This is a genomic window from Candidatus Pelagibacter bacterium nBUS_44, from assembly GCF_051200895.1.
Classification (GTDB): Bacteria; Pseudomonadota; Alphaproteobacteria; order Pelagibacterales; family Pelagibacteraceae; genus Pelagibacter.
This window is the reverse complement of record NZ_CP172838.1, coordinates 673,466-695,766: the sequence shown is the minus strand read 5'-3', so window position 1 is coordinate 695,766 and position 22,301 is coordinate 673,466. Positions and strand designations below refer to the sequence as shown.

Below are 22,301 nucleotides of genomic sequence, written 5' to 3'. Positions count from 1 at the left end.
GAATTTTTAATGAACAATTATTTTATCCATCTGTGGAGTGTCAGCATGTCTTGTAGTTCTTTTAACTGCAAGAGCACTTCCGACTTGGTCGAAAAATGCGTTTTTGCCAACAACAGTTTCAACATCAACAGCAGATCTCAAAAGTGAGCCTTTTTGTTGTGATAGCATTTGTACATTGTTTGAATACTGCTGTACAAAAGCTGTAGTAATTTGATTTGACATTGTCAAACCTCCTTATGTTGTGGTTGATTTTATCGACTTGATTGTCTCCGATAGGAGGTCGTATCTGTAAATTTTAAGACTTCACTTTGTCTTTTTTCTTGGCGGTCTTTTCAGATTGTCGCTTTGAAGTTTGCTTAACCCAGTCAAAATAATTTTCAGCTATTGGCAGAGGATCTCTTCGATCATTCTCTGGACCAAATTCAGTTGCTAGTCTTAAACATTCAAGTCTAACTTCTGTGTCTGTTATTATTTCGCCTGGCTCAAATTTTTCATTAGCCATTTAACATCTCTCTCAATTTCAATACTTCTTGAACTGCCTTTTGATGATTTGGATGCGTTTTGCTCCAATAAGCAGATCCTTCTTGAGTTAGTTCGTTAATTTCTTTTTCGATGTCTTTAGCTGTCATATATTCAGATCCATCGCCTTTGATGATTTCATCTTCAGATAATTTGTCAGCTAGTTCAGAAAAAGCTTTAATGACTTTAATATTGTCTCCAAGTCTTGATCCATCTTTAAGATAAGTATTTTCTAAAAACTCTGATCCTAAAGAATTAACTGCAAGCTTTTTAGCCTGGTCAAGTCTCTTATTAAATTGAGGTCCAAACTCTTTTTTAAGTTCAGTCTCTGTAACAAGTTGAGCTTGAGCAGCAGCTTCTTCTTGAGATGCAGCATTATTGCTATTCATCTCATTATAAAATTTAATTAAGCTTTCAGCTTGTCTAGGAAGTAATCCTAACTTGTGAGCTTCTTTATTAAATTCTTGAACTTGGTTTTGATCCAATTCCACATCCTTGAGATTATATTTGTAATCTTCTGGAGTTTCTGGAGCACCCAGTCTTTTAAATACTTCATGCCAATCCTCATCGGTTGAATGTTTATTTGGAACTGGAATTTTGTCAGCTCCAACTAACTTTTGTGCATGGAGATAACTTTTTACAAAATCTTCCATGTTATTAAAATTGTCCAAAGATTTTTCTTCTTTGAAACCTTCAGGAATTAAATCTTTAAAATTTGTTTCCTGGTTTTCTGCAACTTCAGTTGTTACAGTTTCATTCTGAACAACTTCTGTCGATTGTTCAGATTGCTCTAAAGGAGCAGTTGTCTGATTTTCCATATATACCTATTGGTTATTTTGATTTTAGAATTGCTTTGATAAAAAGGAGCATTGATCTTTGTCCTTCTAAAAAAGCGGTCTCATGACTGTTATCTTTTGAGAAAGTAGTCGTACTCTCATGACATCTTATTGAGATGTCCTCTAAAACTCTTTTGCCTTGATCTGATCCAAAAACTGTTTTGTAATCTTCTCGGAGCTGTTTAATTTTTTTTTCTAATTCTTTATTGTGATCCATCTTGAACTACTTTTGCTAATGGTGCTGCATTTTTAGCCATTTCAGTTTCAGCCATTTGTTGTTGCATTTCCATTTGTTGAGCTTGTTGTTCGGCTCTTTCAGTTCTAATTTCTTCTACTTCAGCATCTGATTTAATAACTTTTGCTGGTAATCCTAAAATATCAATTATGTTCTTAACCAATCCATTCTCATCTATGTAATCCATAACTGGCATTGTTTGAGCAAGTGATCCAAAGATTTCTAATCCTCTCATTAAAGATTGTAGTTCTTGTCCTCTTTGAGCTAATGCCATTGGAGATACAAATTCTATTTTTAATTCTTGTTGCATAAGAATATCTGGAGACTGCATAAACAATCCATTTCTTAAAAGAATATTAAATACTCTAGTTATTAATGGAGATAGTAATTCAGATTGTAATCTACCTAATACTGGACCAAGTATTCTCATCTTCTCTTCTTGTCTTTGAATTACTTCAGTCGCTGTCATGTTTCTATTTTCAGTTACAACTAACTGATCGATATGAAACATCTTATTGATAGCATCTCTTCTTTGATTTTCGTTATTAATAGTAATTGTATTATTAGCATTAATATTTAATGGCTCAATTCGATCTCTTGATCCACTTCTATAATAATTAATAGAGCCTGGAGACATTCTAATAGGAGCTAACATACCATCATCTGGAATGAGTAGAGGAGGATCGATTTGTTTTGCGGCAGCCTTTAAACTATTTTCTACCATCTTATTTAAAACTTTTACATCTGCCAAAGCATTCATTCCAGGACTTCTTCCATACTGTTCAGTAGAAGCTTTTAAGTATCTTGGAATGACATAAGGATTTTCTAAAAAACCACCTAATGAAATTATATGACCACTACCATATTCAAAATAAATACTTTGAAATGGCATATTCTTTTTATCTTTTTTATTAGGATCAAAATCTAATCTTGGTCTAACAACATGAACTAAATCTATATCATCAAATGGATTTTTGTTTGCTGTGTTTTGAACTTCTCTTGATACATTTTCAAATCCAAATTTAGATATAACAGCTTGAGCTGGCATCTTAAATCTTCTGTATAGTGTATCGACAAAACCTTTTTTGTTTTCCTGGATATAAACTTCTTTAATGTGTCTTGCAGAAAAATTCAATACATCTTCTTGATCTTCTTCAATCATTAAACATGATGTGCCAAAGGCAATCAGATCATGATAACATTCAAATATTTCTTGTTGAAAGTTTGATTTAGAAATTACATCGTACATTCTTTGTGTACTATCTTCTAACCACTCTTTCGCTTCATCACTTTCGTTTAATTGAGTTTCTTTAAATCTTAATGAAAACCATCTATTCGCAGATGAAGTTAACATCCCATGCAGAGATGCAGCCAAAAGTTCAAGAGCATGTATAGCCGTTGCATCAAATATTTGTGTATGTCGTTTATCGCCTCTTGCTCGTTCTTTTGTGATCTCTGCTTTTCTAGGTAACATAAGATCTGCTACTTCTTGCCAATGGCTTTCAAAGTTAGATCTTTTTTCCATTAACCTAGATAGGTTGTCTTTGAGCTGTTTAGCCAAAGTTTTAAATTCTTGTGATTGCATTATCTTTTCTTTTTTCTTTTAGCTTTATTCTTTTTGCTATTTGGAAAACCAGCTTTCATATTTTTGTAAGCTTTAGCTGATATAGTTGATTTCTTTTTAGATCTTGAAGTACCAGCCTTTTTTCTTTTATTTATATTTCTGTATAAGCTCATAATTAACCTCCTAATAAAGTCTTTTTACTTAATGTTGCTTTAGATGTGTCGCCAGTAACTGAAGTTAAAACTGTTTTAGTTTTTCTTCCTCTTTTTCTTTTTAAGAGTAATTCATCATCAGTCATCTCAATATCTGTTGGTGCTGTCTTGTCAGCTGTAATTAAATCAGACTTCACTTCAGAGTTATCCATTTGTGAAGCTACTTTTGGTTGTTCAATAGATTTTTGATTTGGTTGATTATTGTTATCATTATCTCTACCAGTTCTTAAATCTTTTGGAGCTTTGTAATCAATTTTTTCTTTAGCCTCATCTGCACCATAAACATCCCCAGATTTACTTTTTCTATTTCTTTTTGGATCAAAACTTTTAGTAATAGCTTTAAGTATTTTAATTGGTGCTGGTGTTAATACATCAACAATCTTTTTTTTTCTCTGTGAAGCTTTTAATTGATCTGCATAAGTTCCACCGCCTCCGCTATCATCTGATCTATTACTTGAAGGTCCACCCATATTTATTTACCGAATGTTAATGTTGATTTTGTATCTTTAGTTTCTTTTTGTTTATTAATTTCTTTAACTTCTTTTTCTGGATTTATATCTTCTAAAATTAAAATCTCTGGAATGTCTAAAGCTTCTTCTGCTTTTTTTTTATTCTTCTGAAAAAATTTAGTTATTGTTGCAAACATCTATCCACCTAATAAAGTTTTCTTATCGATGTTATCATCTTCAATTTCATTCAATCCAGTTCCAGTAAGGATAGTAGATCTTCTGCCTTTTCTTCTTTTTTCAGCATCTAACATCTCTTGTTTTGCAGCAGCATCTCTTTCCTCATCTTCGTAATTAGGAGCTTCTTCTGGCTCTGGCATAACGATTGGAGGAGGAGCTGGAATTTTTGGTTTAAATATTGATCCCATATTAAAGTACCTTGTAATTAGTTTCAGCAGTTTGCTGTCGTTTGTTTTGGTTAAATTTATTTTCTTGTATTCCAGTCGCAAGAGTTCGTAAGCTATCACAAAAATGTGAGCTCCAATCATGGACTGGTTTTATTTTGTAAGTTCTTTCTTTGTCAGAAAACTTACGATGATAATGCCTTAAAGCATTTATTAATTTTGAGCAGTTATCGACATCGATTAGACATCTTGGTAACAACATCTTTACTGCATGGATCCCATCTTCAATAGGCATTCTTGCAGCAATTTTAAAACGCAATCCCATTTGATAAGCAACTTCTCTTCTGGTTTTACCAGTTGTAAAATCATGTTGCTCTAAATCATGAGGTCCATAGTTTTGACCGATTACATAATCTTTTTCTTTTATAACTGTTGCATAGTGAGGCAGAGCCTCATTGTTATTTTCATAGCAATCAACAATATGGATCATGTGTCCAATTTGCTGAAAAAATATTAAGCTTGTTGCATCATTATAACCAAGATCCCAGGCTACATTAACTGGATAGCTTGGATCTACTGGCACTCTAGTTATCTGCTTTTTGTCCTCCAAAGAGGCAATAGCTTCGCCATAAATAGAGCCTTGAATATTGCCGATAAAAGAACATTCAAATTCTTGTTCGTATTTCTGTGGACCCATAACAGCTAAAGCTGCTGCTAATTCATCCTGGTCAACAATCTTTGTATCAGATGCTTTTGCTATATGCAGAAACCAATTCGGATCTCCTTGAGCCTTTTGGTAATAATCATAAAACAGATTTGCCATACCTTTAGGAGTTCCTACTAGACACATAAAACCTTTCCTATCAGAAAGAGCTGGAGTTATAACTTCGTTAATAAGCTCTGAATTAATTTGTGCAGTCTCATCAATAATACATCCATCTAAATATATTCCTCTCAAGCTATCTGGATTTTCAGATGACAACAGAGTAATCCTAGCACCATTTATAAAATCAGCTCTTAACTCTGTTTGGTTATATTTCATACCAGGTATATTTTTTGTAAAATGTACTAGGTAGTCGTAAGCTATCTTTTTTGCCTGGCTATAAGTCGGAGCTATATAGGCATATCTTGGTTGATGATTTTTACTTGTCATCGCTGCTTTGATTAAATGATTAATACACAAAACAGTTTTGCCAAACCTCCTGTGGCAACAGAGCAAGCTATAACGAAACTTATCTAATTGCTCATGAATATAAGCTTGAGCCTTTCTTGGAGTATAAGGAATTGTAACTTGCATTAGTGAAAAGTCGGAACACTCTCTGAATGCCAATACCTCATCTTTATTCTTGCAAATACAAAGTCAGCAAATTCTATAATATCTTTTTGATCTTCAAAGCCATCAAAGCTAACTACTAATTCATTATTGTAAGTAGTGAAGCTGTAAGCAGATATGTTTTTATATTTATCTTTAATCTTTTTGGTCATGTGTTTGTGTGCGTTTGTTCTACCGATGATTATATGTATTAAATACGCAGTACCATTTTTGTGGTGTGGTCTATTTCTGCGGAAACTAAAAAGCTTTTCCTGGAGAAATCATTAATAATTGATGGACAATCAATTACTCTAGCAAGTAATCACTAAATAAATTTAAGCAGCGGTGCAGTATTGGTGCAAGATACTATTAATATCCAAACCTCATGACGCAAGAGCTAACTTTGTTTGTCCTTTATAATACCGACCTCTACATCATTCGGAGTTACATCAACAACATCCTTATCATTAGTATTCCACTTGATCTCAATCGTTGTATCAGTCTTAACTTCTTGTCTGTCTCCATAGACTGGAATTAGTTTAGAAGCTAACCACTTGGCTAATCCTACCTTCTCTCTAACAATCATTATGTTTCGATTGTCAGCATGTTCCAACTCATCCATTGCATTTTCTATATAAGTTTGTGCTCCAATACGACGAGCTTCGTTTATTCTTTCAAGAAAGGATTTGTTGTTTGTAATCTCTTTATAAATTCTGGTTAAGCTTGGCATATCCTTTTGTCTTGCAAGTCTAGCAAGAGGAATGCCATTCATTAATTCTGTACAAATCTTATTCGTTAATTTGTCGTTTATTACTAGCTCTTTGGTCATTATATTTAATAATATTATTGGCAGATCTTGCTTTGCCTTCTTTAGTCTTTGGTCCAGTAGAATAACCACCATGCACTTTGCATCGTATTCTACCATTCTTCATTACTATTCCAGGAGCTCTACAAGGTCTCTTTCCTTGTTTCGTCAATGTTTCACAAGGCAGTTTGAATTTCATTGTTACTAATTATTGATTGAAAAAAAAAGAGAAAAAAAAATAGTTCCAACAGCTTCTATTATTCTGTTTGAAAGCAGTTACTATTATTTTACAGCTCCAGGATAACTATTCAATTATTATTTTATGATTTATTATCCTATGTGATTTATTTTATAAAAAATGTTTGAGGATAAGTTAATTAACTAAACTTTTTGATTAGTATGTCAACACTTTGAGTAATAATTTTATTTGATAGCTTATCCAATACTCTATCATACATTCTCTTTACACTTGTTCTGTTGATACCAAAATACTTTCCAATCACAGTCCATTTATTTCTGTTAGCTCTCATCCAAGAAATCTTTCTCATCAATACTGGATCCTTATCTATATCTGTATCAATCATTAAAAGTAAATCTATTGCTGTATCATAATTTTGCATTTGTTTTGGAGTACCTCTTAATTTTAATTTAGGCTCTGCATGATAACCCCAGTCTTTTTTATCATAATAAGTCTCAAGCATTTGATACATACTAGGACATCTTTTATTATTTGGTGCTCTTATAAATCTTTCTGCGATAGCAGCATCTGCAAGAATATTAATTATATTAGTTCTTACAAAAAGATATTGATTTATCTCATGGTCTATTTTTGATGACATCTTTTAATATCCAACCATATTTTAATTGTTTAGGATTAATTTTTTTAAGTTCTTCTATTGGCAAACTTTTTAATTTATCTTGAAGTTCGTATCGGTCCAATTTTGGATAAATAAGATTTATTTTTATTTCTTGTTCTTGTTTGTCTTTCTGTTTTAAATAACCATTTATTGCTTTAAAACCTTTGTAAGGATTATTCTGTTTGAAACCTATTTGTTCTAAAAATTTCTTATGGCTTGGCATAGAGTAGGTGGTATATTTTTCTTTTGTGATATTTATTAATGGCAAATCGTTGACTTTAATTTGGCAAAACTTAATTAATATTTCTTCAACTTCTTTTGTTTGTAATTGAAATAATCCAGCAATATCTACAAGTCGAACATAAGCTGTATGCTTTTGAACATTATAATTTTTACAAAGATAATTATAAATTTTAAATTCCTGGACAGTTAATGGTGCTGTTAGAATATTAGGATCTGATAGATAAAAGTTTGACATAGTTATTCCTCCTGGTGAAGTTTTTGTTGTGTTCGTTATTTGCAGTAACTCTTTTGAGTAGGTAGTCTTTTGATTGGCAAACCTTGATGTGTTCCTGGACCTTAAATTCCAAATACTGTAACCACTTATCTAAATTGATATGTTGTAGATCTCCTTTAGTTGGAGCAATCCTTCGAACAGAGAGGCTCTCTAAAGGACCATTATCTGCTCTGCCTTCAGTTGTGTAATAGAGCTCAAAAAAAGGTATTTGTAGAGCTGTTGAAATTTCTAAATAGATCCGCTTTGTATAAAAAGGCTTTGTTTTATACTGATTATTGGCATTAAAGATTAAATCCGCTAAAAATAAGGCTTTTCCACATGCTGGACATTGTGAAATCTTATCAATATCACTATATGCAATGCCGTCATGTTGGTTTCTATGCCATATTGAGTATGGTGTCTTTAAAACTCCTGGATATTGCTCATTTCTAGCCATAAAACCTCATTAATTTGTCCAGATAGATAGTCAACACTAAAATGCAAATTATGGACAATTACCTATATTATTACTTGCAATCTTATAATCAAAGATTATATAACTAGGCATGGTTGTAAGCGATAAAGCTAAAAATATAGATCCAAATAATTTTGTCATAAAATGGTTTGAATACAAATCTACTGGAATTGAAGAGTTTGAAATTGGAAGAGGCATTAAAAAATTTACTGGTCAAATAGATTTTTCATTTAGATCAGTTACAGATCCAAAAAAATCACTACTTTCACAAAGTGAAAATATTGCCAACTTATGTATAGGATCAGCATCATATAAATATGGAAAAGATAAAGAGCCAATAACACTTATTGCTTATGGTCCACCAGCTAGAGTTTTAGATGCAATTTTAGCAAATACAGATGATAATTATCATCAAGATATTATTGACTGGCATTCAATGTCAAAATTAAAATTTATTGAAAATCAAGAAACTGAAGTGATGAGTAAATTAATATCTAAAGAAGAAATGCTAAAAAAGAAAATTGATAAAATTCAAAAAGATTTAGAAGAAGAGTTACAAAAAAAAATAAAAGAAGTAGAAGATACACAAGCTGAAATTCCAAAATTTTTACAAGATGAAATAAAACAAAATCCATTTGCTTTTAAATCAGCAGCAACAAAAGATGTAATTGATGAAGGAGTTTATAAATATTTAACTCCAGCAGAAATACTTACTCAAAGAATTGCTCAAACAAACACATCAATTCCACAATTAAGCAAAGCTTTAGGATTTGATATTTCAACAGTTTATCATCATGTAAGAGGTACTAGAGATGTTGATAGAAAAGCTGCATTAAGATATGCACATTATTTTAATTGTGATCCAGCAGATATTTTATTTCCACCGATTAAAATTTCTTTAACTGGAAGATCTGATTTAATTAAAAAAGATGGTCAAGTAGATATTGATTATACAAAATCAGAAAATGTTTTATGTCCAAGAGATTTTTATTCTAAAGCTAGAGAAATAAAAGCTATTAAAATTACATCGCCAAGTTCAGTTTATAACGATCATATAGCATACTATTATTACTCAAATAAAAAAGAAACTGATTGTGAAAACAAAGTTTGTTTTATTGGTGTTAAAGAAAAAGGTTTTATGGATGAGCCTTATACAAATTATTACATTGGCATATATGAAAATTTTAGAGGTCAAACAAAAATTTTAAATGCTGATCCTTATAGAAATAAAGAAACTATTTTAGATAATCCAGAAATAGAATTTATTACACCAATTATTGCTTTTGTTGCTGTTGATAAAGTTAAGTTTGCTCCAATAGTTGATGTTAAATTTAAAGAGATTAACGAAAACGAAGAGCTACAAAAATTAGAAAAAAAATTAGAAATTGCTGAACAGCATTGGTGGATTGAAAATCAAAAACTTTCTGGAAAAAATATTACAACAAGAGGTAAAAGCAAATCTTTAGAAAAAATGTATAAAGATTTAAGAGAATTAAGATTAAAAGTTGACCAATATAGAAGAAAAATTACTGAAAAATCTTTTGAAAGTAACGATAAAGATACAGATAAAAAAATGAAAAAAATGTTTGATTATATAAAAGACGATTTTTACGCACCAAAAAGAGCATGAAGAAAAGAAAAGTAAAATCAGATAAATTTCCAAAATACGACACAAGTTATGGACCAATAAAATGGATGAACCAACATGACGTTTATATAAAATATAAAAATGATGGAATGACTAAAGAATTTCTTGCTTATAATAGATCTAATCAATTCAGAAATAGAAAAACAATTACCGAAGATGATATTTTAAAAGTTAAAAGAACTGGTCTTTGTGGTTGTTTATATAGAAACGATACTACTGATAAATTTGTTAAATCAGTATTTGGTGCAGATAATATAATTGAATTTGAGAACAAAACTCCCAACACTACCAACACTCACAACAAAAAGAACACTTCCGACAAAATTGGACAAAAGTCATAAGATTGACTTGTAGTATTATGTTTAGAGACTATATCAGTTTCTATGATAATAAAATCAAATCCAACAAAAGACTTACCAGTTTCTGATCCTTTACAAGACGCATTACAAAAAACACTTCCTCTCTTTGCACAGAAATTAAAAATCAATCATTACTCCCCAACACAATTTGCTATTCCAGATGCAGCTTGGTTATTCAAGTATGTATTTATGGACCAGAAGATGAGAAGAGAATTACTTCCATCTAACGCAGCTATGGAAGCTGGTAAAATTGTTGGAGAAGTTCTTCAAAGAATTTACGCAGATACAATTTATAAATTACATCCAACATTAAAAAAAGTTCAACCATTTACAAATGAAAAAATTACTAAAGATGCAGCTCTCCAGGAAGAGATAGAAAAATTAAAAGAATATATTCCTAATGATGAGAAGGATAGCGACAAGAAGCAAAAATATTTAGAAGAAATTCCAGAAGTAATTAATAATGCTTTATCTGGATTAAAAGAACTAGCGGTAGCAAGTCCTGTAACTTGCGAAAGACAAATATCAATCGATCAACTGGAAGGTTTTTCTTCTCCGTTGTTACCAACAGTTGGTAGAATTGATTTTGATTTTGGTATCAATAGTCATGAGTTCGGTACATCTCTCACAGAGCCTAATCCGACATCCCAAGCGGATGCCTTTCCTCATAAGATTATTGAGCTAAAAACCAAGTGGAGCCGATTAGGTAAAGTTAAAAAGGATGGATCACGTAGTTTTCTTGTTTCCTCCGTACCAGCTACCGCTAGTTTCAATCATTGTTGCCAAGTCGCAACTTATGCAGCAAATTTTAATTTTAAAGTTCCAGCATATTTACTTTATGCAACTAAATCTGGTTACACTATTTTTGATAGCACCAACTGTCATCATTTAACAGTTGATGGAATGAAAAAGAATTTACAAATAATGTTCAATACTTTTAGAAGAAGAGAACAGATCTTAACTTTGTATCAAGATTTCACTAGAGAAGAAATTATTGAAGGTGCAGCATCTTTGATGGATATGAATTTAGATCATCCTTTTGCCTGGAATGGCATGCCTTCAGAATTATTAAAAGAAGCTAAATCTTTATGGAAGTTATCATGAAGCTAAACGATTTTTATATCCAAAAAAAATTGGATCAACACAAGCAACAAATAAAGAGAAGAATTTTATCGGCTCTCTTTATTTTAATCGTAGGAGGAATAACTATATGGCTGATATAAAAGATAAGCTAGTCCAGGCTGTTAATGAATTTAAAAAATCATTAGATGGACAAACAATCCCAATACATGGCAAGTCCTATGCGACTGTTTCTTTAAGAGTAGCTGTTGCAAGAAGAGTTCTAGGAACTGCATTAGATATTGTAACAAAGATAGTAAGTATCGATGTGAATACAGTAGTGATGTCATCGGATATTTATATTGATGGTGTTCATGTTTCTACTGGTCATGCTGAAGAAAAAAGAGCAGCATCAAAAATAAATCAAACTTCCGCTTTAGAGAATTGCGAAACCTCTGCTACTGGTAGAGCTCTTGCATTCCTAGGTTTTATTAGCGATGGTATAGCTAGTGCCGAAGAAGTTTCCGCTGCAATAGTGCAGCAAGACAAAAAGATCCAAACAGCTTTAAAAGAATTAGAAGCTGTGTCTCACAAAGGATCTTATCAAGAATGGTTGTCTAAAAATAAAGCAATGTTAGGAGATCTGAAGATTAAAAATCCGATTGCCTACACCACCTTTATGGAAGATTTCCAAGTACACAAAACCAATCTGCAAACCAAAGGAGTTATTTAATGTCAGATGATTTTAATACAGAAGCTAAAAAAGACAGACCAGATCTTGGAGCTGCCTTTTTAGCAACAAATAAAAAATCTCCACAGTCATACGATATGTCAGGAACAATCGTTGTTGATGGAGTTAAGCATCGTTTCGGAGCTTACAAACAAAAAGCTAGCGGCAAAGGCAAGATGGCTGAAGGTACAGAATTTTATACCTTTTATAGAGTTGAACTTGCCGATGAAGCTAATGGTGGTGGAGCTGCTGATACAAGCTTCAACCCAAGTGAGTTGGAGGCTTAAAGATGGACCCAGATAAATTTAAGAGTGTTGCCATCAATATAAAAACTTATCAGTTACTTGAAGAGCTTTCTCAAAAAAGATTTGAGCTACCGATAAGTATGTCAAAGACTGTTGAGTTTTATGTTCAAAGAGGTCATGAGGATTTTAAAGGTAAGGATGCCAAGAAAAAAACTTCATAACCGCCTGGAGGAACTGGAAAGTTCCAGACAAGATCAATATGGCTCCTTTGAGGAAAATATGCAGAAGATCGCATCCTCTTGGAGCTTATTGCTTGACAAACATTTAATCGCACCAATCGAAGGATGGCAAGTTCCATTACTTTATGCACAAGCAAAATTAATCAGAGCCACACATAAATTCAAAGAAGATAGTTACGATGATGCTTTGGCATACATCGTTCAAGCACATGACATGCACAAAGAAAAATCAGAAGAGATCGATACCGATGAATTACTTGGTATGGAAGCTAAACCAAGAACTAAATGGTAGATCGACTTTTGAAAAAGATGACAAATTTCAGATTGAATACAAGGAATATTTAAAAAATGAATTACGAAAAAAAGATCCTCAATAATGTAATCCAGTTTCCAGGAACTAATAATCCTAAATTGGATGAAAGAGAAAAAGAAGTTGCAAGACTATTACATAGTGCAGCTTATAAAATGAGCTTAAATGACTGGGATAAGCATCCAATCACACACAAAGAATTATCAGCATTATCAAATTATGGCGAAGCAATAGAGCATCCCCCAATCGTAGCAAGCAGACTTATTTCTGTTCTTGCAACATCATTAATCAGAAACTCTATGGAGGATTTAATATGAGTAGAAAAAAAAGAGAAAGTTATATCTCTTACGATCAAGAGACATTTCTTAATACAAAGACTGGTCCATATCAGAGACTAGATAATACCGCTTGGTATTTAAAAAAGAAAAATACTAATGATGGAGAAGTAGGTTATTTCCTAAATCTTCATACAAAGTTCCAACAGATGCCTAACGCATGTTTTGCAGCAACAGCTGAAAGAACACCAGAGCTAAATGTTCCAGCAATTAAAACGCAAATAAAACAATTTATGGAGGTCCATAGTGAAAGTAATTAGAGACCAGAAATTTATAACTTTTTGTGAAATGCTTGGATCTAATATGAGATTTTGCAGACTTCAATTAGGAATGCCGCAAAAATCATTGGCATATTATTTAGGAGTAAGTCATCAAAATGTTCAAAAGTATGAAGCTGGAGACATCATTCCATCTGCATATAGATTAAAACATATTGCAGATTTCTATAAAGTTAAAACAGATGATCTAGTAGATCCAACTTTTATTCATAGATCTACAAAATCGAATGAAGTTTTAGATGCTGCACCAGGATTTGATGCAAGTAAGTATGAAGATTTTGAGGATGAATATCCAGCTCCATTAAGTCAATTAGAACATGATCCTAAAATGAGAGCTACTTACGATGCAATATTGGAGGATGAATAATGTCAATTTATAAATCAGACCAGTTCCATATTGATATTGAAGAGCAAGATTATCCAGATGCTGATTGTAAATTTATGATTAGTTTATGGCATACTCCAAAAGATCTTGAGAGCAGAGAGCTTATTGCAATAGGCTTATCAGATAACATGCCTAAAGTTCAGAGCACCAGGAACAAAGGCAATGTTGTTGAAAGTGTAACCAAACCACACAATTTAGAAATGCCAAATGTCAAAAATAATTAAAACTATAACTGGAGAAGCGGCTTTTGTTTTGGAAGAAACTTTTGATAGTGAAGATAAAGCTACTGAAGGAACAGAGCCTCTCTCCCAGGAGGTCAAAGATATGGAAGTAAAAATTAATAATACCAAGTGGAGAAAAAATGAGTAACGCACCAGTAGATTTAGATTACGATAGTAAAGTTCAAAGATTAAAAAGAAGATACCAAGGATTGAGTAGAGTAGCAGCATCAATAAATGATCTTTATATCTATGGTGTTTATCCTTCAAACTTTCCCAATTTAACAGTTGTTCTTGAGCAAGCTAAAGACCATTGCAAACAAATTATAAAAGAAACAAAAACAGAAATAGCATTTATTGAAAATCCTAATGGTATGTACGACCTGGTTATGGATGAAGTGTTAGATGATGCTGATAGAGAAACCGCAAAAAAGATAGATGATTAAAGTAAAAGAAAAGATAATTTTAGACAAAGAGCAGCAAAAGATAATTGCTGAATTGGATAAAACTATAGATAGGCTTGAAAAACAAAATAAAGAGATGGCTAATATAGAGAAGCAGCACCAATATATGAATGGCGAATTACATAAAGAAGTATCTAAATTAAAGAAAGAAAACGAATATCTTAAAAAAGAGAATGTAATAATTAGAGAAGGTAACGAACACCTTAAAATTTATAGAACAAATTTAGTTGATGTATTGGAGATAGCTCTAACACATGAGCCTAAAAGAGATGGATATAAGATTGAATTGAATGAGCTAACAGAAAAAGGTCCAAAGAATATATATAAAGTTAGCTGCAATGGTGTTCCTACTTATAGAAACATAATAGATTTTAAGAAGTGATGCCTATCGCTTTTATAATGATGTTAATCATAATGTCGTTTTTCCTACAATATTTGTAAAATAAAACTTACACAGAGCCACAGAGACTGCGATCTTGCAGCCTCTATGAACTTCTGTACCTAATTATTTTTGTGAAATTACTTGAGAAAGTAGATTAGCACCAGTTGCATCTTCTTTAGCAGCAGCTAATTCATTCTCAACTTCTTCAGTCATTGCTAAAACTTTATTGCCATAAATTTCAGAAGTTGTTGAAAACTGCGTATGACCAACAATAGTTCTAACTTGGTTTTGATTTAATATTCCATGCTTATTCATTGCAGCAATTAAATGACTTGCTAATCTATGTCTAAACATTTTAGTTGGAGATCCTTTTAATGGAGAAGAATTGATAACAACATGACCATCTCTTTTACAAGTGATGTCAGCTAATCCCATTCTAGCATAAACTTTCCAAACATTCGCATTAATGTATTTATAACATAATGGACCATTTAATTTTACACCAGGAAATAACCATACTGAATACTTATAGTTTGTATCCAAGTAATCTAACCATTGACTTAAAAAATCAAAAGCAGCTTTTCCAAATTTAATAGATCTTCTACTTCCAGCATTTTTAGTTTGATTTAACCAACCACCTTCAGATGTAATCCAAACACCTTTAACATTAAGTCTTTGGTTTTTAAGATCTACATTACATCTCTTTAATCCAGATAATTCTGAAGCTCTTAAACCAAATAAAAACAGCATACAAAATATTGCAAACTGATTTGAAGCATCAACAGATTTACCAAAGTCATTTTTTAAAGCTGTTAAAATTTCAACAATTTTAGCATCTTCTAATATGACAATATCCTTGGCATTTTTTAACTCATGATCTTTTGGTTTAACATAACCAAACTTATCAATCTTAAAAGTAGTCATACTCAAGTTAGGCTCTAAACCATCTGCATTAGCTTCTCTTAAAAAATACTTAATATCTTTAACTGTATTGTTTAAGGTTTTATATGGAACTCCATCATCTGATGCTTTCATTAAAAAAGACTTCATGTGTTTATTTCCAAAATCTGAAAGCAACACATCTTCATCATTTTTAACATCTTCATCAATACGATTAACTCCATTAAGATATTTTAAAATTCTTAATCTATAAGTAGTGTCGTATCTGTTGGCTGATGTTTGTCTTATTCCTTGACTTGCCTGGTGCTCATTCTTTTTAGCATTAGCAAAGTCTTTAAAGGCATCAATGAATTTAATGCCTGGTCCATCTTGATTTAGTTTGTTTTCTTTAGCTGCAAATTTAGCCTCAAGTTGCTTAACTAAATTTTTAGCTTCTGTCTTATTAGCAAGTGGCTTATCAGATACAGTTTTTCTGTCTGATCTTCTTAATACAATCCACTTACCTCTTTTTTCAGTTATTCTATATATACTCATATATATATTTTCTAAATTGGTCAGATAACTTTGCAAGATCAACTACTCTAAATATAACTAGCTGAAGTTGTTGCACCGCTTTTTGTGGTGCAGAAATGGTGCAAGCATTTATCAAATACATTTTACTATATAAAAAAGTATTGGATAATCTGAACATTTAGATACTCCTTTCATTGTTAGTTGTTTAACAACTTGGAGTGGAGGAGGCTTTAAAGTTTAACAGTCAACTGCTCTACCAACTGAGCTACCGAGGAATATAAAAAACTCAACTTACTTTTTTTTAGAACTAAAACAAGATTTTTTTTGGAGGCAACGCCCGGAATCGAACCGGGATACAAGGATTTGCAATCCTCTGCGTAACCATTCCGCCACGTTGCCATCTTGTTTTGACTAATAGCTTCAGATGCCTTTTTATATTAAATATTTATCATTAGTCTATTAAATAACGATCTAAATTGATTATTGTTAATTTAGATTAATAAATTATAAACTTTAAACATACATGAGTAACGATAAATATATACATTCTGATGTAGAGGATAAGATTTACTCTTATTGGGAAAAAAATGAATTATTTAAACCTAAAGAAAATTCAAAAAAATTTTCAATAGTTATACCACCACCAAATGTGACTGGAAGTCTTCATATGGGGCATGCCTTAAATAATTCTATTCAAGATTTGTTAGTTCGTTATCACAGAATGAATAATTATGAAACTTTATGGCAACCGGGTACAGATCATGCAGGTATTGCTACCCAAGCTTTAGTTGAAAGAAAACTTACTGCTGAAAAAATTGATAAAAATGAAATTGGTAGAGATAAATTTATTGAAAAAGTTTGGGAATGGAAAGAGCAATATGGTGACATCATTATTAACCAATTAAAAAAACTTGGATGTTCTTGCGATTGGTCGCGTAATGCTTTTACAATGGATGAAAACCTTTCAAAATCAGTAATAAAAGTATTCGTTGATCTATACAATAAAGATTTAATCTACAAAGATAAAAAACTAGTAAATTGGGACACTGTTTTAAAAACTGCAATTTCTGATCTTGAAGTTGATCAAAGAGAAGTAAATTCAAAAATCTATTATATTCAATACCCTATTGATGGAGCTAATGAATTTATAACAATTGCAACAACAAGACCTGAAACAATGTTGGGGGATACTGCTATTGCAGTTAATCCAAAAGATAATCGTTTTAAATCTTTTGTTGGTAAGAAAGTTACAATACCAATTGTTGGAAGAAAGATTAATATTATAGAAGATGATTATGCAGATCCTGAACAGGGAACTGGCGCACTAAAAATTACACCTGCACATGATTTTAATGACTACGATGTTGGGCAAAGAAACAATCTTGAAATCATTAATATATTTACTGAAGCTGGTAAAATTAATGAAAATGCGCCTAAAGAATATATTGGACTAGACAGATTTGAAGCAAGAAAAAGAATTTTAAAGGAACTAAAGGAGAAAGATTTTTTTGTTAAAGAAGAAAACATAAAAAATAAGGTTCCATATGGTGATAGATCTAATTCAATAATTGAACCTTTCTTAACAGAACAATGGTTTGCTGATGCAGAAAAACTATCTGTTAAAGCAAAAGAAGTTGTTAATTCTAAAAAGACTAATTTCTTTCCTGAAAATTGGTCGAAGACTTATTTTCAATGGATGAATAATATAGAACCTTGGTGTATTTCAAGACAACTTTGGTGGGGCCATCAAATACCTGCTTGGTATGGTCCTGATAAAAAAATTTTTGTAGCTAACAACGAAGAAGAGGCAAAAAAGTTAGCCAATAAATACTATGGTAAAGATGAAGAATTAATTCGTGACCCTGATGTTTTAGACACATGGTTTTCATCTGGTCTTTGGCCATTTGCAACATTGGGTTGGCCAGACAATAAAGATTATGTTGAAAAATTTTATCCAACTTCAGTTTTAGTAACCGGTTTTGATATTATATTTTTCTGGGTTGCTAGAATGATTATGTTTGGAACAGAATTTTTAAATAAAGAACCTTTTAAAGATATTTACGTTCATGCTTTAGTTAGAGATGAGAAGGGTCAAAAAATGTCAAAATCTAAAGGTAATGTTATTGATCCTTTAGATTTAATTGAAAAATATAGTGCAGATGCATTAAGGTTTACTCTTCTTTCAATGGCATCTCCTGGTACAGATGTAAAGCTTTCTGAAGACAGGGTTAAAGGATATAGAAATTTTTTAAATAAACTTTGGAATGCTAATAATTTTTTAATCACAAATGAATGCGATTTCTCTGATATCGATAAAGTTCCAAATTTATCAGTTAATATTAATAAATGGATTTATGCAGAATTAATTGAAGCAAAATCCAAAATTGAGAAAAATTTAGAAGACTATAGATTTGATGAGGCAGCAAAAAATGCTTATCAATTCGCATGGCACTCTTATTGTGACTGGTATCTGGAACTATCTAAAACAATACTATTTTCAGATAACGAAGAAGCTAAATCTGAGGTTAAAAAAGTTTCAAGTTATATATTCAAACAAATCTTAATTTTGTTACATCCTTTTATTCCATTTGTTACAGAAGAGATATGGCTTAAAAATAAATTTGATAATGCAAACAAAGATTTTTTAATGCTAGCTAACTGGCCTATTGATAAAATTAACAAAGACTCTAATACAGAGCAAGTTGAAAATATTATTAGTATAATATCTGAAATTAGATCTTTTAAAAATGAACTTAATGTAGGTCCTGGTTCATTTATAGACATGTCTATCAATAATATTAATGATATCCAAAAAAAATTTATTATTGATAATGAAATCATCCTTAAAAAATTAGGAAGAATAAATAATATTCTTAATGATGACTTAGATAGGCCAGCAGCAACTATGGTTGTTTCAGGTGATTTATTTAAGATTTATTTTAATAAAGATGTTGATTTGAAACTTATTAAAGAAAATTTAACTAGCAGACAAAATAGAATTCAGGAAGAAATGAACAAGATATCGCAAAGATTAGAAAACAAAAGTTTTGTAGATAGAGCTCCAAAAGAGATTGTTGAACAGGAAAAAACTAATTATAATAATTTAAAGAATGATATTGATAAAATATTAGTAACTATAAAAGGTATATAATGGTAAAATTTAATAAAAAGAAACTTCCAAGCAGACATACATCGTTAGGAGCAGATAGAGCTCCTCACAGATCTTTTTATTATGCAATGGGTGAAACAGAGAAAGATGTAGCAAAACCTTTTGTAGGTGTTGTTTCAACTTGGAATGAAGCTGCCCCTTGTAATATTGCACTTATGAGACAAGCTCAATCAGTTAAAAAAGGTGTTAGAGCTAATGGTGGTACACCAAGGGAATTTTGTACAATTACAGTTACAGATGGAATTGCAATGGGTCATGAAGGAATGAAAGCTTCTTTGATATCTAGAGAGGTAATAGCAGACTCAGCTGAACTTACTGTAAGAGGACACTGTTATGATGCATTAGTTGGTATTGCTGGATGTGATAAATCTTTACCAGCATTAATGATGTCGATGGTTAGATTAAATGTACCAAGTGTATTTATTTATGGAGGATCAATTCTTCCAGGAAGATATAAAGGAAAAGATGTAACGGTTGTTGATGTATTTGAAGCTGTAGGAAAACATTCGTCAGGTCAAATGTCAGCAGCTGAACTTAGAAAATTAGAGCTAGTTGCATGTCCTAGTGCTGGTGCTTGTGGTGGTCAATTTACAGCAAATACGATGGCATGTGTATCAGAAGCTATTGGTTTAGCACTCCCTTATTCCGCAGGAACACCTGCTCCATATGAAGAAAGAGATAAGTACGCAAAAGAAAGTGGAAAAACAGTAATGAATTTGTTAGCAAAAAAAATTAAACCTAGAGATATTGTCACAAAAAAAGCTTTAGAAAATGCTGCTACTATAGTTGCTGCAACAGGTGGATCTACTAATGCTGCATTACATTTACCTGCAATTGCTAATGAAGCTGGAATAAAATTTGATTTAATGGATGTTGCTAAAATTTTTAAAAAAACTCCTTATCTTGCTGATTTAAAACCTGGTGGAAAATATGTAGCAAAAGATATGTGGTTAGCAGGTGGTGTACCAATGTTGTTAAAAACACTTTATGATGGAGGTTTTATTCATGGTGATTGTATGACTGTTACTGGGAAAACAATGAAGGAAAATTTAAAAAATATTAAATTTAATCCTAAACAAAAAGTTTTAAGAAAATATGACAATCCATTATCTCCAGATGGAGGAGTTGTAGGTTTAAAAGGTAATTTAGCTCCTAATGGAGGCATTGTTAAAATTGCTGGACTTAAGAAATTACAATTTACTGGCAAAGCAAGATGCTTTGATAATGAAGAAGCAGCTATGGATGCTGTACAGAAAAGGAAATATAAAGAAGGTGATGTAATTATAATTCGTTACGAAGGTCCAGTAGGAGGCCCAGGTATGAGAGAAATGTTATCCACTACTGGTGCAATTTATGGTCAGGGAATGGGTGAGAAGGTTGCTCTTATAACTGACGGAAGGTTCTCTGGAGCTACAAGAGGCTTTTGTGTGGGTCATGTAGGCCCTGAGGCAGCTCTAGGAGGTCCTATAGCTTTATTACGCAATGGAGATGTTATTGATATAGATGCCAAAAAGGGCACTATTAATGTAAGACTCTCAAAAAAAGAATTTGCTTCAAGAAAACGTAAATGGAAACATAGAAAATCAGATTTTGGTTCAGGAACATTGTGGAAATATGCACAAACTGTTGGACCAGCTTATTTAGGTGCGCCAACTCATCCTGGTAAGAAAAAAGAAGTTAAGGATTATTCAGAAATTTAATGAAGATTCGTCCAGTCATTTTATGTGGAGGTGCTGGAACAAGACTTTGGCCTAATTCTAATAATCATCAAGCAAAGCAATTTATTGATTTTGGAAATTGGACTTTACTTGGAAAAACTTTAGAGAGAACTAAAGCACTTATTTATGACTCACCAATTATTAGCACAAATAAAAAATACTTAAAACATGTTAAACAACATCTAAAAAAAAATAAGATTAAAAAATATAAGATAGTTTTAGAACCTGCAAAAAGAAATACGGCTCCAGCTATATTAAGCACCGCTTTAATCAAAGACATTCCAAATAATCAACCATTGATGTTTTTTACAGCGGATCATTTAATTGAAAAAATGAGTGTGTTTAATAAAGCGATAAATAAGAATAAATCAAATTTAACCGATCAAAACATTTTTATATTTGGTATTAAGCCTACATCACCTTCAAGTGAATACGGATATTTTATAACTAAAAAGACCAAAAAAAAGATGAATAAAGTAACTAAATTTATTGAAAAACCAAAAGAGTCTAAAGCTAAACAAGTAATTAAACAAAAAGGTTATTGGAATTCAGGAATGTTTTTCCTTAGAAAGGACTCAATAATTAATAATTTTAAAAAAAACCAACCAATTATTTATAGAAACTGTGTAAATGCAGTTAAGAAAGCAAAACTAAAGTCTAATACTTATTATTTAAACAAAACATCATTCATCAAAGCAACGGCAAAATCATTTGACTATGCAATTTTAGAAAAAACGAAACAAATTAATGCTATTAAACTTGATATACCTTGGTCAGATCTTGGAAGTTGGAAAGAAATTTTAAAAATGTATGAAAAAAATAAGAATAAATATATTAAGAAAAAAAATGTTTTTTATCGTCCATGGGGCAGGTATACAAATTTATTTGAGGGAAAAGATTTTTTAATTAAAGAATTATTTGTAAAACCCAAAGGTATTTTAAGTTTACAGAAGCATCATCATAGAGCTGAACATTGGCTAGTTACTCAAGGTAATCCTAAGATAACTTTGAATAAAGATAATTTTATTAAGAAACCAGACGAACATATATTTATCCCATTAGGCGCCATTCATAGAATTCAAAATCCCGGAAAAAAGCCAGTCAAAATATTTGAAGCTCAAGTTGGATCTATTTTAAAAGAAACAGATATAGTTAGAATTCAAGACGTTTATGGGAGGGTTAAATAAA

34 protein-coding genes and 1 tRNA gene are annotated in these 22,301 nt (G+C 31.5%); 17 read left to right on the top strand and 18 right to left on the bottom strand.

Features of this window, described 5'->3' with window-relative positions:
* Positions 1-6 precede the first annotated feature (6 nt).
* The 16 genes from ACIJYB_RS03905 to ACIJYB_RS03830 all read right to left on the bottom strand — a co-directional run bounded on the left by ACIJYB_RS03905 (position 7) and on the right by ACIJYB_RS03830 (position 8,143).
* Entirely contained in the window at positions 7-222 is a 216-nt protein-coding gene (locus tag ACIJYB_RS03905) for a phage capsid protein (RefSeq protein WP_435149958.1), read from the bottom strand.
* A 73-nt stretch (positions 223-295) separates the two neighbouring features.
* Entirely contained in the window at positions 296-502 is a 207-nt protein-coding gene (locus ACIJYB_RS03900; RefSeq protein ID WP_435149956.1) for a hypothetical protein, read from the bottom strand.
* The gene (locus tag ACIJYB_RS03895; protein WP_435149955.1) at positions 495-1,337 is read right to left on the bottom strand and encodes a hypothetical protein; all 843 of its coding nucleotides are present in this window, start codon (positions 1,335-1,337) and stop codon (positions 495-497) included. Before ACIJYB_RS03895 ends, ACIJYB_RS03900 begins: the two co-directional genes overlap by 8 nt.
* A gap of 13 nt (positions 1,338-1,350) precedes the next feature.
* On the bottom strand, positions 1,351-1,572 hold the full coding sequence (locus tag ACIJYB_RS03890; RefSeq protein WP_435149953.1) for a hypothetical protein: 222 nt from the start codon (positions 1,570-1,572) through the stop codon (positions 1,351-1,353).
* Positions 1,559-3,175: a portal protein gene (locus tag ACIJYB_RS03885; RefSeq protein WP_435149952.1), complete on the bottom strand. Its 1,617-nt coding sequence runs from the start codon at positions 3,173-3,175 to the stop codon at positions 1,559-1,561. Before ACIJYB_RS03885 ends, ACIJYB_RS03890 begins: the two co-directional genes overlap by 14 nt.
* Positions 3,175-3,327: a hypothetical protein gene (locus tag ACIJYB_RS03880; protein WP_435149950.1), complete on the bottom strand. Its 153-nt coding sequence runs from the start codon at positions 3,325-3,327 to the stop codon at positions 3,175-3,177. Before ACIJYB_RS03880 ends, ACIJYB_RS03885 begins: the two co-directional genes overlap by 1 nt.
* A gap of 2 nt (positions 3,328-3,329) precedes the next feature.
* Complete coding sequence (locus ACIJYB_RS03875) at positions 3,330-3,836, bottom strand: hypothetical protein (protein WP_435149949.1); 507 nt, start codon at positions 3,834-3,836, stop codon at positions 3,330-3,332.
* Positions 3,837-3,838: 2 nt separating this feature from the next.
* A complete protein-coding gene (locus ACIJYB_RS03870; RefSeq protein WP_435149948.1) occupies positions 3,839-4,012 on the bottom strand; it encodes a hypothetical protein in 174 nt (57 codons plus the stop codon).
* Positions 4,013-4,240, bottom strand: a complete 228-nt coding sequence (locus tag ACIJYB_RS03865) for a hypothetical protein (protein ID WP_435149946.1) — start codon at positions 4,238-4,240, stop codon at positions 4,013-4,015.
* A 1-nt stretch (position 4,241) separates the two neighbouring features.
* Positions 4,242-5,513: a terminase large subunit domain-containing protein gene (locus ACIJYB_RS03860; RefSeq protein WP_435149945.1), complete on the bottom strand. Its 1,272-nt coding sequence runs from the start codon at positions 5,511-5,513 to the stop codon at positions 4,242-4,244.
* A complete protein-coding gene (locus tag ACIJYB_RS03855; protein WP_435149944.1) occupies positions 5,513-5,701 on the bottom strand; it encodes a hypothetical protein in 189 nt (62 codons plus the stop codon). Before ACIJYB_RS03855 ends, ACIJYB_RS03860 begins: the two co-directional genes overlap by 1 nt.
* A 224-nt stretch (positions 5,702-5,925) precedes the next feature.
* Positions 5,926-6,357, bottom strand: coding sequence for a hypothetical protein (locus tag ACIJYB_RS03850; RefSeq protein ID WP_435149942.1), 432 nt, complete (start codon positions 6,355-6,357; stop codon positions 5,926-5,928).
* Positions 6,317-6,532 (bottom strand): HGGxSTG domain-containing protein, encoded by a 216-nt coding sequence (locus tag ACIJYB_RS03845; protein ID WP_435149941.1) that lies wholly within the window; start codon positions 6,530-6,532, stop codon positions 6,317-6,319. Before ACIJYB_RS03845 ends, ACIJYB_RS03850 begins: the two co-directional genes overlap by 41 nt.
* A gap of 178 nt (positions 6,533-6,710) precedes the next feature.
* Positions 6,711-7,172, bottom strand: coding sequence for a DUF6362 family protein (locus ACIJYB_RS03840; protein ID WP_435149940.1), 462 nt, complete (start codon positions 7,170-7,172; stop codon positions 6,711-6,713).
* A complete protein-coding gene (locus tag ACIJYB_RS03835) occupies positions 7,150-7,668 on the bottom strand; it encodes a hypothetical protein (protein ID WP_435149938.1) in 519 nt (172 codons plus the stop codon). The genes ACIJYB_RS03840 and ACIJYB_RS03835 overlap by 23 nt, the downstream gene beginning before the upstream one ends.
* Positions 7,640-8,143, bottom strand: coding sequence for a hypothetical protein (locus tag ACIJYB_RS03830; protein ID WP_435149936.1), 504 nt, complete (start codon positions 8,141-8,143; stop codon positions 7,640-7,642). The genes ACIJYB_RS03835 and ACIJYB_RS03830 overlap by 29 nt, the downstream gene beginning before the upstream one ends.
* Before the next feature lie 109 nt (positions 8,144-8,252).
* On the opposite strand from ACIJYB_RS03830, the gene ACIJYB_RS03825 reads away from it, so the two are divergent.
* The 14 genes from ACIJYB_RS03825 to ACIJYB_RS03760 all read left to right on the top strand — a co-directional run bounded on the left by ACIJYB_RS03825 (position 8,253) and on the right by ACIJYB_RS03760 (position 14,813).
* On the top strand, positions 8,253-9,791 hold the full coding sequence (locus tag ACIJYB_RS03825; RefSeq protein ID WP_435149935.1) for a hypothetical protein: 1,539 nt from the start codon (positions 8,253-8,255) through the stop codon (positions 9,789-9,791).
* On the top strand, positions 9,788-10,150 hold the full coding sequence (locus ACIJYB_RS03820; RefSeq protein ID WP_435149933.1) for a hypothetical protein: 363 nt from the start codon (positions 9,788-9,790) through the stop codon (positions 10,148-10,150). Before ACIJYB_RS03825 ends, ACIJYB_RS03820 begins: the two co-directional genes overlap by 4 nt.
* Before the next feature lie 42 nt (positions 10,151-10,192).
* A complete protein-coding gene (locus tag ACIJYB_RS03815; protein ID WP_435149931.1) occupies positions 10,193-11,272 on the top strand; it encodes a hypothetical protein in 1,080 nt (359 codons plus the stop codon).
* A 106-nt stretch (positions 11,273-11,378) separates the two neighbouring features.
* Positions 11,379-11,960, top strand: coding sequence for a hypothetical protein (locus ACIJYB_RS03810; protein ID WP_435149929.1), 582 nt, complete (start codon positions 11,379-11,381; stop codon positions 11,958-11,960).
* Positions 11,960-12,244 carry a hypothetical protein gene (locus tag ACIJYB_RS03805; RefSeq protein WP_435149928.1) on the top strand — a complete coding sequence of 95 codons (285 nt, stop codon included), beginning with the start codon at positions 11,960-11,962 and terminating at the stop codon, positions 12,242-12,244. Before ACIJYB_RS03810 ends, ACIJYB_RS03805 begins: the two co-directional genes overlap by 1 nt.
* A 2-nt stretch (positions 12,245-12,246) precedes the next feature.
* Positions 12,247-12,423 carry a hypothetical protein gene (locus ACIJYB_RS03800; protein WP_435149926.1) on the top strand — a complete coding sequence of 59 codons (177 nt, stop codon included), beginning with the start codon at positions 12,247-12,249 and terminating at the stop codon, positions 12,421-12,423.
* On the top strand, positions 12,365-12,733 hold the full coding sequence (locus tag ACIJYB_RS03795; protein ID WP_435149925.1) for a DUF6378 domain-containing protein: 369 nt from the start codon (positions 12,365-12,367) through the stop codon (positions 12,731-12,733). Before ACIJYB_RS03800 ends, ACIJYB_RS03795 begins: the two co-directional genes overlap by 59 nt.
* A gap of 56 nt (positions 12,734-12,789) precedes the next feature.
* On the top strand, positions 12,790-13,068 hold the full coding sequence (locus tag ACIJYB_RS03790) for a hypothetical protein (protein ID WP_435149923.1): 279 nt from the start codon (positions 12,790-12,792) through the stop codon (positions 13,066-13,068).
* The gene (locus ACIJYB_RS03785; RefSeq protein ID WP_435149921.1) at positions 13,065-13,346 is read left to right on the top strand and encodes a hypothetical protein; all 282 of its coding nucleotides are present in this window, start codon (positions 13,065-13,067) and stop codon (positions 13,344-13,346) included. The genes ACIJYB_RS03790 and ACIJYB_RS03785 overlap by 4 nt, the downstream gene beginning before the upstream one ends.
* Positions 13,333-13,731 carry a helix-turn-helix domain-containing protein gene (locus ACIJYB_RS03780; RefSeq protein WP_435149920.1) on the top strand — a complete coding sequence of 133 codons (399 nt, stop codon included), beginning with the start codon at positions 13,333-13,335 and terminating at the stop codon, positions 13,729-13,731. The genes ACIJYB_RS03785 and ACIJYB_RS03780 overlap by 14 nt, the downstream gene beginning before the upstream one ends.
* Positions 13,731-13,973, top strand: coding sequence for a hypothetical protein (locus ACIJYB_RS03775; protein WP_435149918.1), 243 nt, complete (start codon positions 13,731-13,733; stop codon positions 13,971-13,973). The genes ACIJYB_RS03780 and ACIJYB_RS03775 overlap by 1 nt, the downstream gene beginning before the upstream one ends.
* On the top strand, positions 13,957-14,118 hold the full coding sequence (locus ACIJYB_RS03770) for a hypothetical protein (protein WP_435149916.1): 162 nt from the start codon (positions 13,957-13,959) through the stop codon (positions 14,116-14,118). The genes ACIJYB_RS03775 and ACIJYB_RS03770 overlap by 17 nt, the downstream gene beginning before the upstream one ends.
* Complete coding sequence (locus ACIJYB_RS03765) at positions 14,111-14,413, top strand: hypothetical protein (RefSeq protein WP_435152484.1); 303 nt, start codon at positions 14,111-14,113, stop codon at positions 14,411-14,413. Before ACIJYB_RS03770 ends, ACIJYB_RS03765 begins: the two co-directional genes overlap by 8 nt.
* Positions 14,406-14,813, top strand: coding sequence for a hypothetical protein (locus ACIJYB_RS03760; protein ID WP_435152481.1), 408 nt, complete (start codon positions 14,406-14,408; stop codon positions 14,811-14,813). The genes ACIJYB_RS03765 and ACIJYB_RS03760 overlap by 8 nt, the downstream gene beginning before the upstream one ends.
* Positions 14,814-14,936: 123 nt before the next feature.
* Here the strand turns inward: ACIJYB_RS03760 and ACIJYB_RS03755 are convergent, their stop codons facing one another.
* Positions 14,937-16,247, bottom strand: a complete 1,311-nt coding sequence (locus ACIJYB_RS03755) for a tyrosine-type recombinase/integrase (RefSeq protein ID WP_435152479.1) — start codon at positions 16,245-16,247, stop codon at positions 14,937-14,939.
* 304 nt (positions 16,248-16,551) lie between these two features.
* A tRNA-Cys gene (locus ACIJYB_RS03750) sits at positions 16,552-16,625 on the bottom strand.
* Between the two features lie 124 nt (positions 16,626-16,749).
* Here ACIJYB_RS03750 and ACIJYB_RS03745 point away from each other — a divergent pair.
* The 3 genes from ACIJYB_RS03745 to ACIJYB_RS03735 are packed head-to-tail and all read left to right on the top strand — an operon-like array spanning position 16,750 to position 22,300.
* Positions 16,750-19,377 (top strand): valine--tRNA ligase, encoded by a 2,628-nt coding sequence (locus ACIJYB_RS03745; protein WP_435152476.1) that lies wholly within the window; start codon positions 16,750-16,752, stop codon positions 19,375-19,377.
* Positions 19,377-21,095, top strand: coding sequence for a dihydroxy-acid dehydratase (gene ilvD / locus ACIJYB_RS03740; RefSeq protein WP_435152474.1), 1,719 nt, complete (start codon positions 19,377-19,379; stop codon positions 21,093-21,095). Before ACIJYB_RS03745 ends, ilvD begins: the two co-directional genes overlap by 1 nt.
* A complete protein-coding gene (locus ACIJYB_RS03735; protein WP_435152471.1) occupies positions 21,095-22,300 on the top strand; it encodes a sugar phosphate nucleotidyltransferase in 1,206 nt (401 codons plus the stop codon). Before ilvD ends, ACIJYB_RS03735 begins: the two co-directional genes overlap by 1 nt.
* Position 22,301 lies beyond the last annotated feature (1 nt).

Excerpts from the sequence above, each read along its gene's own strand:
- ilvD (WP_435152474.1), top strand. The coding sequence starts at position 19,377 with ATGGTAAAATTTAATAAAAAGAAACTTCCAAGCAGACATACATCGTTA.
- ACIJYB_RS03785 (WP_435149921.1), top strand. The coding sequence starts at position 13,065 with ATGAGTAGAAAAAAAAGAGAAAGTTATATCTCTTACGATCAAGAGACA.
- ACIJYB_RS03900 (WP_435149956.1), bottom strand. The coding sequence starts at position 502 with ATGGCTAATGAAAAATTTGAGCCAGGCGAAATAATAACAGACACAGAA.
- ACIJYB_RS03830 (WP_435149936.1), bottom strand. The coding sequence starts at position 8,143 with ATGGCTAGAAATGAGCAATATCCAGGAGTTTTAAAGACACCATACTCA.
- ACIJYB_RS03845 (WP_435149941.1), bottom strand. The coding sequence starts at position 6,532 with ATGAAATTCAAACTGCCTTGTGAAACATTGACGAAACAAGGAAAGAGA.
- ACIJYB_RS03835 (WP_435149938.1), bottom strand. The coding sequence starts at position 7,668 with ATGTCAAACTTTTATCTATCAGATCCTAATATTCTAACAGCACCATTA.
- ACIJYB_RS03840 (WP_435149940.1), bottom strand. The coding sequence starts at position 7,172 with ATGTCATCAAAAATAGACCATGAGATAAATCAATATCTTTTTGTAAGA.
- ACIJYB_RS03895 (WP_435149955.1), bottom strand. The coding sequence starts at position 1,337 with ATGGAAAATCAGACAACTGCTCCTTTAGAGCAATCTGAACAATCGACA.
- ACIJYB_RS03810 (WP_435149929.1), top strand. The coding sequence starts at position 11,379 with ATGGCTGATATAAAAGATAAGCTAGTCCAGGCTGTTAATGAATTTAAA.
- ACIJYB_RS03880 (WP_435149950.1), bottom strand. The coding sequence starts at position 3,327 with ATGAGCTTATACAGAAATATAAATAAAAGAAAAAAGGCTGGTACTTCA.
- ACIJYB_RS03870 (WP_435149948.1), bottom strand. The coding sequence starts at position 4,012 with ATGTTTGCAACAATAACTAAATTTTTTCAGAAGAATAAAAAAAAAGCA.
- ACIJYB_RS03885 (WP_435149952.1), bottom strand. The coding sequence starts at position 3,175 with ATGCAATCACAAGAATTTAAAACTTTGGCTAAACAGCTCAAAGACAAC.
- ACIJYB_RS03815 (WP_435149931.1), top strand. The coding sequence starts at position 10,193 with ATGATAATAAAATCAAATCCAACAAAAGACTTACCAGTTTCTGATCCT.
- ACIJYB_RS03760 (WP_435152481.1), top strand. The coding sequence starts at position 14,406 with ATGATTAAAGTAAAAGAAAAGATAATTTTAGACAAAGAGCAGCAAAAG.
- ACIJYB_RS03790 (WP_435149923.1), top strand. The coding sequence starts at position 12,790 with ATGAATTACGAAAAAAAGATCCTCAATAATGTAATCCAGTTTCCAGGA.
- ACIJYB_RS03860 (WP_435149945.1), bottom strand. The coding sequence starts at position 5,513 with ATGCAAGTTACAATTCCTTATACTCCAAGAAAGGCTCAAGCTTATATT.
- ACIJYB_RS03825 (WP_435149935.1), top strand. The coding sequence starts at position 8,253 with ATGGTTGTAAGCGATAAAGCTAAAAATATAGATCCAAATAATTTTGTC.
- ACIJYB_RS03800 (WP_435149926.1), top strand. The coding sequence starts at position 12,247 with ATGGACCCAGATAAATTTAAGAGTGTTGCCATCAATATAAAAACTTAT.
- ACIJYB_RS03775 (WP_435149918.1), top strand. The coding sequence starts at position 13,731 with ATGTCAATTTATAAATCAGACCAGTTCCATATTGATATTGAAGAGCAA.
- ACIJYB_RS03745 (WP_435152476.1), top strand. The coding sequence starts at position 16,750 with ATGAGTAACGATAAATATATACATTCTGATGTAGAGGATAAGATTTAC.
- ACIJYB_RS03875 (WP_435149949.1), bottom strand. The coding sequence starts at position 3,836 with ATGGGTGGACCTTCAAGTAATAGATCAGATGATAGCGGAGGCGGTGGA.
- ACIJYB_RS03795 (WP_435149925.1), top strand. The coding sequence starts at position 12,365 with ATGTTCAAAGAGGTCATGAGGATTTTAAAGGTAAGGATGCCAAGAAAA.
- ACIJYB_RS03735 (WP_435152471.1), top strand. The coding sequence starts at position 21,095 with ATGAAGATTCGTCCAGTCATTTTATGTGGAGGTGCTGGAACAAGACTT.
- ACIJYB_RS03855 (WP_435149944.1), bottom strand. The coding sequence starts at position 5,701 with ATGACCAAAAAGATTAAAGATAAATATAAAAACATATCTGCTTACAGC.
- ACIJYB_RS03905 (WP_435149958.1), bottom strand. The coding sequence starts at position 222 with ATGTCAAATCAAATTACTACAGCTTTTGTACAGCAGTATTCAAACAAT.
- ACIJYB_RS03865 (WP_435149946.1), bottom strand. The coding sequence starts at position 4,240 with ATGGGATCAATATTTAAACCAAAAATTCCAGCTCCTCCTCCAATCGTT.
- ACIJYB_RS03890 (WP_435149953.1), bottom strand. The coding sequence starts at position 1,572 with ATGGATCACAATAAAGAATTAGAAAAAAAAATTAAACAGCTCCGAGAA.
- ACIJYB_RS03765 (WP_435152484.1), top strand. The coding sequence starts at position 14,111 with ATGAGTAACGCACCAGTAGATTTAGATTACGATAGTAAAGTTCAAAGA.
- ACIJYB_RS03805 (WP_435149928.1), top strand. The coding sequence starts at position 11,960 with ATGTCAGATGATTTTAATACAGAAGCTAAAAAAGACAGACCAGATCTT.
- ACIJYB_RS03820 (WP_435149933.1), top strand. The coding sequence starts at position 9,788 with ATGAAGAAAAGAAAAGTAAAATCAGATAAATTTCCAAAATACGACACA.
- ACIJYB_RS03755 (WP_435152479.1), bottom strand. The coding sequence starts at position 16,247 with ATGAGTATATATAGAATAACTGAAAAAAGAGGTAAGTGGATTGTATTA.
- ACIJYB_RS03850 (WP_435149942.1), bottom strand. The coding sequence starts at position 6,357 with ATGACCAAAGAGCTAGTAATAAACGACAAATTAACGAATAAGATTTGT.
- ACIJYB_RS03770 (WP_435149916.1), top strand. The coding sequence starts at position 13,957 with ATGTCAAAAATAATTAAAACTATAACTGGAGAAGCGGCTTTTGTTTTG.